Here is a 9,305-nt window from a genome sequence, read left to right on the forward strand (position 1 = left end):
TCAACTAAGTTTTTCAATTTCTTTTTTGTCGTTTTCTGCGTTTCCGCATCAGCGACGGTTATTAATATATCACGCAGAAAAATGAAATGCAACACCTTTTATAAACTTTTTTTAAAACCACCCACATTTCTTTTTTAATATCATATACTTAAACGAAATATCTCTTTCATGTATGAGTAATTTCTACATATATTCTATATAAAGTCACTCTATGCCAAAACGTTTCTTTCTATAAGAAACGTTTTATTCATATACCCTATCATACAAGGAGGAATACATATGGACTATACCGATTTATTAATCAAACTAGGTCTCTCAGCTATTTTAGGATTCGCCATCGGTTTAGAGCGCGAATTAAAACGAAAACCACTCGGTTTAAAAACGTGCTTAGTTATATCTATTATTAGTTGCCTCCTAACAATCGTTTCTATTAAAGCAGCTTACAACCTACCTCATACTGATCATATAAATATGGATCCGCTTCGCCTTGCTGCTCAAATTGTATCTGGCATTGGTTTTTTAGGTGCTGGTGTTATTTTACGCAGAGGAAATGATAGTATTGCGGGACTAACTACCGCAGCTATGATTTGGGGTGCTTCTGGTATTGGTATCGCCGTTGGAGCCGGATTTTATATCGAAGCGATTTTCGGGATGTGTTTCCTTATGATTAGTGTAGAACTTATACCACTCACGATGAAATATGTAGGCCCTAGATCATTTCGTCAACGTGATATCGCTGTGAAGCTTGTTGTACGAAATATGGACAATATTCCAATCGTAATTGAAGAAATAAAAGAAATGGATATAAAAGTTAAGAATATGAAGCTTAAAACATTAGAAAATGGGTATCACTATTTACATCTTAAATTATGTATCGATCAAAAAAGACATACTGCCGACGTTTACTACGCTCTCCAACATCTTGAAAGTGTTCAACAAACTGAAGTGGAAAGTATGTAATAGAAAACAAACTCTCTTTATTTAGAGAGTTTTTCTTTTTTCTATAATGGTAACAATGAATGTAGCCCTGCAAAGTAAGGAGGAATAGGAAATTGAAATCCCGTCCGAATTTAGTAGATACATTTCGTGATTCCATTATTTTTCGATTAATTTGTTTTATTATTGTACTTACTACTTTTTCTGGCTTTCTTATACATAGATTAGAGCCATCTCACTTCACCACATGGTTTGACGGTATTTGGTGGTCTATCGTTACCATCTTCACTGTTGGGTATGGTGATTTCGCACCACATACAACAATAGGAAAAATTGTTGGCATGGGCATTATTTTATTAGGAACTGGATTTTGTTCTTATTATATGGTTCTATTCGCTACCGACATGATCAATAAACAATATATGAAAATTAAAGGAGAAGAAGCCGCTACCTCTAACGGTCATATGATTATCGTTGGCTGGAATGAACGTGCAAAACATGTTGTAAAACAAATGCACATATTACAGCCAAATCTTGATATCGTTTTAATTGATGAAACACTTCCTTTACTACCCAAACCATTTCATCATTTAGAATTTATAAAAGGTTGTCCACATCATGATCAAACTTTACTAAAAGCTAACATTACAACCGCTCACACTATATTAATAACAGCCGATAAAGAGAAGAACGAAAGCTTAGCTGATACAGAGTCCATTTTAAATATTTTAACTGCAAAAGGACTGAACCAAAACATTCACTGCATCGCTGAACTTCTTACTACTGAACAAATCCAAAATGCAACGAGAGCTGGCGCGTCAGAAATTATAGAAGGAAATAAATTAACTAGCCATGTATTTACCGCTTCTCTTTTATTCCCTTCCATTTCAGGTGTACTCTTCTCTCTTTACGATGAAATCTCTGATAACAAATTACAACTGATGGAGCCACCCCAATCCTGCACCGGACAAACTTTCGCAAATTGTAGCTACACCTTGTTAAAACAAAACATTCTCTTACTAGGTGTAAAGCGTGACGATCAATATATGATTAATCCTGTCCATTCCTTCATTCTCATCGAAAGCGACATACTCATTGTTATTCACCATTAATAAAATGACGCTCTAATTCTTGCATGAGCACTTTCCCAATATTGATATATTTTCTTTTCACATCTCCATCTGGGTCTTTCGGTTCAGCAAATTGATCAAACCCACTTGTTCCAGCTGTTAAAGTATTTACATTATCATCTAGTTCGTCTTGATATACATGAGAAAGAATATATGGCGTTTCAAGACGGACTACTACACCAGGTACATCTAGTTCTCCATCTACTGCTGTGAACGGGACTCGTAAAAATTGATACCCATCTTCTTCATCAATTTTATAATCAAAGCACCCTTTATCGTAATCCCAATTGCCACCAATGCTATACCCAAGTGGCTTCATAACCTCTTCTAACTTATATAACGCATATGTACGTCCTTCTAACTTTGATTGAATCGGAATCAAGTCCATCCCTCCTAGACTTTTTCTTTAGCATACCCATCTCAGTTTGAATATACCGATGGACTTTTCGATAAAGTGAAACTTTAATCAGTGGGGGTTTTCTTCATCCCCCACTGATTATTAGCCCACACCAATCGGGCCTTTACGGGCAGTTGATCCCCCACCTAACTTCTTTGCTCTCGCTGAATTTTGAGTTGGGGGTCTTACTGCCCGGCAAATAGCGGGATAAAATAATAAAAAGCGACCGGGTTACGGTCGCTTTTTATTATTTTAAACGCTCTTCTAATTCTGCTTTTAATTCTTCAAATCCTGGTTTACCAAGTAAAGCAAACATGTTTTTCTTGTATGCTTCTACTCCAGGTTGGTCAAATGGATTTACGCCTAATAAGTAGCCGCTCATCGCACATGCTTTTTCGAAGAAGTATACAAGGTAACCGAATGTGTACTCATTTAATTCAGGAATGTTTACGATTAAGTTTGGTACTCCACCATCGCTATGTGCAAGTAATGTACCTTCGTATGCTTTTGTGTTTACGAAGTCTACAGTTTCACCAGCAAGGTAGTTTAATCCGTCTAAATCGTTGTCTTCTAATTCGATTGTTAGTTCATGTGTAGATTTACCTACTTTTAGAACTGTTTCAAATAAGTCACGACGACCTTCTTGAACGTATTGACCTAATGAGTGTAAGTCAGTTGAGAAGTTTGCTGAAGATGGGAAAATACCTTTTTGATCTTTTCCTTCACTTTCACCAAATAACTGTTTCCACCATTCAGAGAAGTATTGAAGTGCTGGCTCATAGTTAACAAGCATTTCAATTGTTTTTCCTTTATTGTATAAAGCGTTACGAACTACTGCGTATTGGTAAGCTGGGTTTTCTTCTAGTTCTGATTTTCCGAAGTCATCATGACCAGCAGCTGCACCTTTCATCATCTCTTCAATATTTAAGCCACTTACTGCGATTGGTAATAAACCAACTGGCGTTAATACAGAGAAACGTCCTCCAACATCATCTGGAATAACGAATGTTTCGTAACCTTCATTATCAGCTAATGTTTTTAATGCACCACGCGCTTTATCTGTCGTTGCATAAATACGTTTGCGAGCTTCTTCTTTTCCATACTTTTCTTCTAATAACTTACGGAAAATACGGAATGCTAGTGCCGGCTCTGTTGTTGTACCTGATTTGGAAATAACGTTAATAGAGAAGTCTTTACCTTCTAATACATCCATTAAATCTTTCATGTAAGTGGAGCTAATGTTTTGTCCAACAAATAGCACTTGTGGAGTTTTACGTTGTTCTTTAGAAAGTGTGTTGTAGAAAGAATGGTTTAACATTTCAATTGCTGCACGTGCTCCTAGGTAAGAACCACCGATACCTACAACAAGTAAAATGTCAGAGTCATTTTTAATTTTTTCTGCGCATTTTTGAATGCGAGCAAATTCTTCTTTGTCATATTGAAGCGGAAGGTCTACCCACCCAAGGAAATCGTTCCCAGCTCCAGTTTTTTCGTGGATTGCGTGATGTGTTACTTTCACTGCATCACGTAAATAAGTGATTTCATGTTCACCGATGAAGGATAACGCTTTAGAATAGTCGAACGTTACATGTGTACTCATCTTTTTCCCTCCAATTATGGATATGTATTTCTGTATTCACTTTAGCGAAACTGAAGTTTTAAATCAAGCGATTCAACCCTTGTAAACGTAACCAATATATATTTTTTAGAAAAAGTTCATTTTTTGCATAAAAATTCGCATTTTTCGGTATAGATGTATATACATCCTATTCCGAACATTTTTTATGTATAAAAACAACATAACTACACCATTCTATAAAAGAGTTGATTAACTCATCGCTTGCTCATGCTTCACAATTAAGGGGGGGCTTTTTCATGAGTACTCTGCAACGTATCGCATTAGTCTTTACTGTTATTGGTGCCGTGAACTGGGGACTAATCGGGTTCTTCCAGTTCGACTTAGTAGCTGCCATTTTCGGTGGACAAAACTCAGCTCTCGCACGTATTATTTACGGCATCGTTGGTATTTCTGGGCTTATCAATCTTGGTTTACTCTTTAAACCATCTGAAAATCTTGGTACGCACCCAGAAACAAACGAAATTCGCTAGTCAGTATGTCTTTATTTCACCTCCGACATACGAATATGATTGCATGCAATCATATTTGCAAATATATATCATAATATAAAGTAAAAGAGGAACGCTCATATGCGCTCCTCTTTTACTTTGTTAACTCCGATTCTTCAATCCATTCTGTTAGCTTTTCTCGCAGCGTATTAAATCCATTTTCAGATGGATTCGGTATAAGAATCCGTCCTTGTTTTCTTTTCGCCGCTTTTAACGATAAACTCATTTTTCTGTGTTCTTCATCAATTGAAAGTACTTTTACTTCTACTGTATCGCCGACTTTTAAAAAGTCATGAATATCCTTTACATATCCATTTGTAATTTCAGATATATGCACAAGTCCTTGTGTTTCTGCATCTAACGCTACAAATGCACCGTAATCTTGAATTCCAGTCACTTTCCCTGTTACAACCACTCCTGTTGTATATTGTTCTGACATATGAAACACTCCCATACGTTTACCATTTTCTCTACAATTGTAGATAGCAAAGCAGATGTATTTATTGTTAAATATCCGATTAGTTAGTACGTACCGTAAGAAAGCTACCTAGGATACGCATACCTTATATTAGTAAATTATACCACTATGAGAGAACTCATTCAAAAATCATGAAAAAATTTCCTTAGGTAAGTATAATTCTCCAATATTGGGATAGAATACTAACACATGGCTTTCTAGTATTCCCCCCCTTTTATGGACAAAACGTATTATGTTTTGTCCTTTTTTTATTCTCTACGAATCGTTCCATTCTCTTCATTGCTTCCAGCAGTTGTTCAAGCGATGTTGCATACGAACAACGAATAAATCCTTCACCACTTTCGCCAAATACACTTCCAGGGACGACAGCGACTTTTTCTTCTAATAATAACTGTTCTGCAAAATCCGCTGAAGATAATCCAGTTGAAGAAATAGAAGGAAAGACATAAAATGCGCCGCCCGGCAAATGACATGTTAAACCCATTTCATTGAAAGATGTCGTCATAAAATTACGACGTTTCTTATAGCTATCTCTCATCCGAATTACTTCATCATTCCCTGCGCGTAATGCTTCAAGTGCTGCAAACTGAGACATAGTCGGTGCACACATCATGGAATATTGATGAATTTTGAGCATTAATTCCGAAAATTGAACAGGAGCTGCAATCATCCCGAGGCGCCACCCCGTCATCGCAAATCCTTTTGAAAATCCCGAAATTAAAATCGTATGTTCACGCATATTTTGAATGCTCGCGAAACTCGTATACACTTCGTCATATACAAGCTCTGCATAAATTTCATCAGATAATACGATTAAATTGTATTTCTCCACAATCACTGCTATTTCTTCAAGTTCGGCTTTATTTAACATTGCACCTGTTGGGTTATTTGGTGAACAAAGTAAAATTGCCTTTGTTTTTGCGGTAATAGCTGCTTCAATTTGCTCTGGTTGTACTTTAAACTCGTTTTCTAAAGTAGTCGCCACAGGAACTGGAACTCCTCCAGCTAATGTTACAAGTGGCGCATACGAAACGAAGCTTGGTTCAATAATGAGCACTTCATCATCCGGATTTATAATGGCGCGCATCGCTACATCTAACGCTTGGCTCGCTCCAACTGTAACAATGATTTCTTCGTTTGGATCATAAGATACTGCAAATTGTTTTTTTAGATACTTTGCTATTTCTTGACGGAGTTCCAATAATCCTGCATTTGCTGTATATGATGTATATCCCTGTTCTAAAGAACGAATACATGCTTGCCTTACATTCCAAGGTGTAACGAAGTCTGGTTCCCCTACCCCAAGTGAAATAACACCTTTCATATTTGCTGCTAAATCGAAAAACTTTCGAATACCAGATGGTTGTAAAGATTCTGCTGCTCTAGATAGTTCAAACTGCTTCATGGTGTCACCACAATTCGCTTATCATCATCGTTTTTTTCATAAATAATTCCCTCATGTTTATACTTCTTCAAAATGAAATGAGTTGTTGTAGAAACAACAGATTCAATTGTTGCTAATTTCTCTGAAACAAACATCGCTACTTCTCCCATCGTCTTTCCTTCTAATGTAATAGAAAGATCATATGTCCCCGACATTAAATACACAGATTTCACTTCTGAATAACGATAAATTTGTTCAGCAACTGCATCAAATCCAACGCCATGCTTTGGCGTAACTTTCACATCAATCATCGCCGTTAAGCCCGTATGTTCTTTCACCTTCGTCCAATCGATATGTGTTACATAATCCACAATAATTTTTTCCGCTTCTAATTTCTCAACCATTTTCTTTACTTCTTCTACTTCTATATTTAACAGCTTCGCTAATGTATCTACAGATAATCGACTACTTTTTTCAAGACAAGCTAATAATTCTAATTCTTTTTCAGTCACCATATAAATCATCCTTCCTTTTCTCTTGTGTCTAAATTATACAAATACCTTTTCCAGTTTGAAAAGAAGCTTTTTTTAGTGAATTATGTCAAAATAAAGTGAAACTTTAATCCATGGAAAGGTTCACCCCATGGATTATTAGCCTTCACCAATCGGGCCTTTACGAGCAGTTGATCTCCCACCTCATTTCTTTGCCTCAACCGTCTTTTTAGGTGGAAGTCTTACTGCTCGTTAAAGCGGGGTAAAGTGAAACTTTAATCAGTGGAAACATGCAGGATAAAGTGAAAGGGGATGGAACCGTGAAACCAAAAGTTTATATTGCTGAACCAGTTCCAACATTTGTAGAAAACTATTTATCAGAACACTGCGATTATGAAAAATGGGAGCAAAATGAGAAAGTACCTCGTGATGTTCTATTGGAGAAAATACAAGATAAAGATGGTTTGTTAAATTTCGGATCTGCTATTAATGAAGAATTATTAGAAGTCGCTCCTAACTTAAAAGTAGTGAGCAACATTTCTGTCGGTTACGATAATTTTGATTTACAAGCGATGGAAAAGCGAAATGTTATCGGTACGAATACACCATACGTACTAGATGATACAGTAGCTGACCTCGTTTTCGCTCTTATGTTATCTGCTGGGCGCCGCGTTTGCGAACTCGACTCCTACGTAAAAAATGGTGAATGGAATGCCGAAATTGGAAAAGAGCACTTCGGACTAGATGTGCACCATAGCACCATCGGTATTATCGGTATGGGCCGAATTGGAGAAGCCGTTGCAAAACGAGCAAAATTCGGATTTGATATGAATGTTCTTTATTATAATCGTCGACGTAAAGAAGAAGCTGAACAAAAATTTGATGCTACATATTGTGATTTACAGACGCTACTAAAACAGTCTGACTTTATTGTTCTTCTTACTCCATTAACAGATGAAACGTATCATCTTATCGGAGAAAAGGAATTTTCATTAATGAAAGAAACAGCAATCTTCATTAATGCTTCTCGCGGGAAAACAGTAGATGAAGAAGCGTTAATCCATGCGTTAACAGAAAAGAAAATCTTTGCAGCAGGCATCGATACTTTTACACAAGAGCCGGTCCAAAAAAACAATCCGCTCTTATCGTTACAAAATGTTGTAACTTTGCCGCACATCGGATCTGCAACATTAAAAACTAGGCAGCAGATGGCCATGACAGCCGCTGAAAATTTAGTCGCTGGATTACAAGGAAAGACCCCGCCTAATATTGTTCGCGGGTAATAATAAATAACGGAAAGGCAAGATGACATCGTCATCTTGCCTTTTTTTGTTAACATATTTTTTTCTGCCTTGGAGATGATATGAACAAAAATCAATGGAGTGACAAAAAATGAATCACGAATATCATTGTCCTTATTTCACTTTTTCCACTCGCGGCACTACGATTCATTACGAATTGTATGAACATAATAACAAAACGGAACGTCCTACTTTCGTACTCGTTCACGGCTTTTTATCTTCCTCATTCAGTTACCGCCGTCTCATTCCTTTACTATCAAAAGCAGGAACAGTACTGGCTCTTGATTTACCACCGTTCGGAAAAAGTGATAAGTCCCATCTCTTTAAGTATTCTTATCACAATTTAGCAACGATTATTATCGATTTAATCGAACATTTATCTCTCTCAAATATTGTGTTAGTTGGGCATTCTATGGGAGGACAAATTTCTCTTTATGTAAATCGTATACGCCCTGAACTCATCTCAAAGACGATTTTACTATGCAGCTCTAGCTATTTAGCACGCGCAACCTTACCTTTGCTGTATTCTTCTTATTTACCGTTCTTTCATTTGTACGTAAAGAACTGGATTATACGACGCGGCATTGTTCACAACTTAATGAATGTCGTTCATGATCACTCATTAATTGACGATGAAATGAAGGAAGGTTACTCTGCTCCTTTTTATGACAACCGTATATTCCCGGCCTTAACTCGCATGATCCGCGACCGTGAAGGCGATCTCTCATCGACTGAATTACAAAAAATCCAAACACCTACACTACTCATTTGGGGTGAAAAAGATCGCGTCGTCCCTGTAGATGTAGGTCATCGTCTACACAAAGATTTACCGAATTCGAAATTTGTTTCTTACGAAAATACAGGACATTTATTACCTGAAGAGAAACCTGAACATGTTTATGAAGAAATTATCGCTTTTTCCGTGCAATAATATAAAGTGAAACTTTAATCAGTGGGAGTTTTCTTCATCCCCCACTGATTATTAGCCCTCACCAATCGGACTTTTATGGGCAGCCCGACCCCCACCTAACTTCTTTGCTTTCGCTGAATTTTGAGGTGGG

10 protein-coding genes are annotated in these 9,305 nt (G+C 36.9%); 5 read left to right on the top strand and 5 right to left on the bottom strand.

Translation table 11 applies throughout. The features are described from left to right. Positions 1-279: 279 nt before the first annotated feature. Both BAQ48_RS20575 and BAQ48_RS20580 read left to right on the top strand, forming a co-directional pair. A complete protein-coding gene (locus BAQ48_RS20575) occupies positions 280-960 on the top strand; it encodes an MgtC/SapB family protein (protein WP_000386674.1) in 681 nt (226 codons plus the stop codon). A gap of 92 nt (positions 961-1,052) precedes the next feature. Next, positions 1,053-2,048, top strand: a complete 996-nt coding sequence (locus tag BAQ48_RS20580) for a potassium channel family protein (protein ID WP_071712637.1) — start codon at positions 1,053-1,055, stop codon at positions 2,046-2,048. Here BAQ48_RS20580 and BAQ48_RS20585 read toward each other — a convergent pair. Both BAQ48_RS20585 and BAQ48_RS20590 read right to left on the bottom strand, forming a co-directional pair. Continuing rightward, entirely contained in the window at positions 2,035-2,454 is a 420-nt protein-coding gene (locus BAQ48_RS20585; protein WP_071712638.1) for a YugN-like family protein, read from the bottom strand. The two genes, BAQ48_RS20580 and BAQ48_RS20585, sit on opposite strands and share 14 nt — an antisense overlap. A gap of 256 nt (positions 2,455-2,710) precedes the next feature. Next, positions 2,711-4,063, bottom strand: a complete 1,353-nt coding sequence (locus tag BAQ48_RS20590; RefSeq protein ID WP_071712639.1) for a glucose-6-phosphate isomerase — start codon at positions 4,061-4,063, stop codon at positions 2,711-2,713. A gap of 275 nt (positions 4,064-4,338) precedes the next feature. Between BAQ48_RS20590 and BAQ48_RS20600 the strand changes: the two genes are divergently transcribed. Then, positions 4,339-4,572, top strand: a complete 234-nt coding sequence (locus BAQ48_RS20600; protein ID WP_000105788.1) for a DUF378 domain-containing protein — start codon at positions 4,339-4,341, stop codon at positions 4,570-4,572. Positions 4,573-4,684: 112 nt separating this feature from the next. Here the strand turns inward: BAQ48_RS20600 and yugI are convergent, their stop codons facing one another. The 3 genes from yugI to BAQ48_RS20615 form a co-directional block, all read right to left on the bottom strand. Beyond that, on the bottom strand, positions 4,685-5,029 hold the full coding sequence (yugI, locus tag BAQ48_RS20605) for a S1 domain-containing post-transcriptional regulator GSP13 (protein WP_000003765.1): 345 nt from the start codon (positions 5,027-5,029) through the stop codon (positions 4,685-4,687). Between the two features lie 253 nt (positions 5,030-5,282). Continuing rightward, positions 5,283-6,473 carry an aminotransferase gene (locus BAQ48_RS20610; RefSeq protein WP_071712640.1) on the bottom strand — a complete coding sequence of 397 codons (1,191 nt, stop codon included), beginning with the start codon at positions 6,471-6,473 and terminating at the stop codon, positions 5,283-5,285. Then, positions 6,470-6,967 carry an Lrp/AsnC family transcriptional regulator gene (locus BAQ48_RS20615; protein ID WP_000255699.1) on the bottom strand — a complete coding sequence of 166 codons (498 nt, stop codon included), beginning with the start codon at positions 6,965-6,967 and terminating at the stop codon, positions 6,470-6,472. The genes BAQ48_RS20610 and BAQ48_RS20615 overlap by 4 nt, the downstream gene beginning before the upstream one ends. A 266-nt stretch (positions 6,968-7,233) precedes the next feature. On the opposite strand from BAQ48_RS20615, the gene BAQ48_RS20620 reads away from it, so the two are divergent. After that, a complete protein-coding gene (locus BAQ48_RS20620; RefSeq protein ID WP_071712641.1) occupies positions 7,234-8,226 on the top strand; it encodes a 2-hydroxyacid dehydrogenase in 993 nt (330 codons plus the stop codon). 109 nt (positions 8,227-8,335) lie between these two features. Continuing rightward, complete coding sequence (locus BAQ48_RS20625; RefSeq protein WP_071712642.1) at positions 8,336-9,175, top strand: alpha/beta fold hydrolase; 840 nt, start codon at positions 8,336-8,338, stop codon at positions 9,173-9,175. Positions 9,176-9,305: the final 130 nt, after the last annotated feature.

This window comes from Bacillus luti, from assembly GCF_001884105.1.
GTDB lineage: Bacteria > Bacillota > Bacilli > Bacillales > Bacillaceae_G > Bacillus_A > Bacillus_A luti.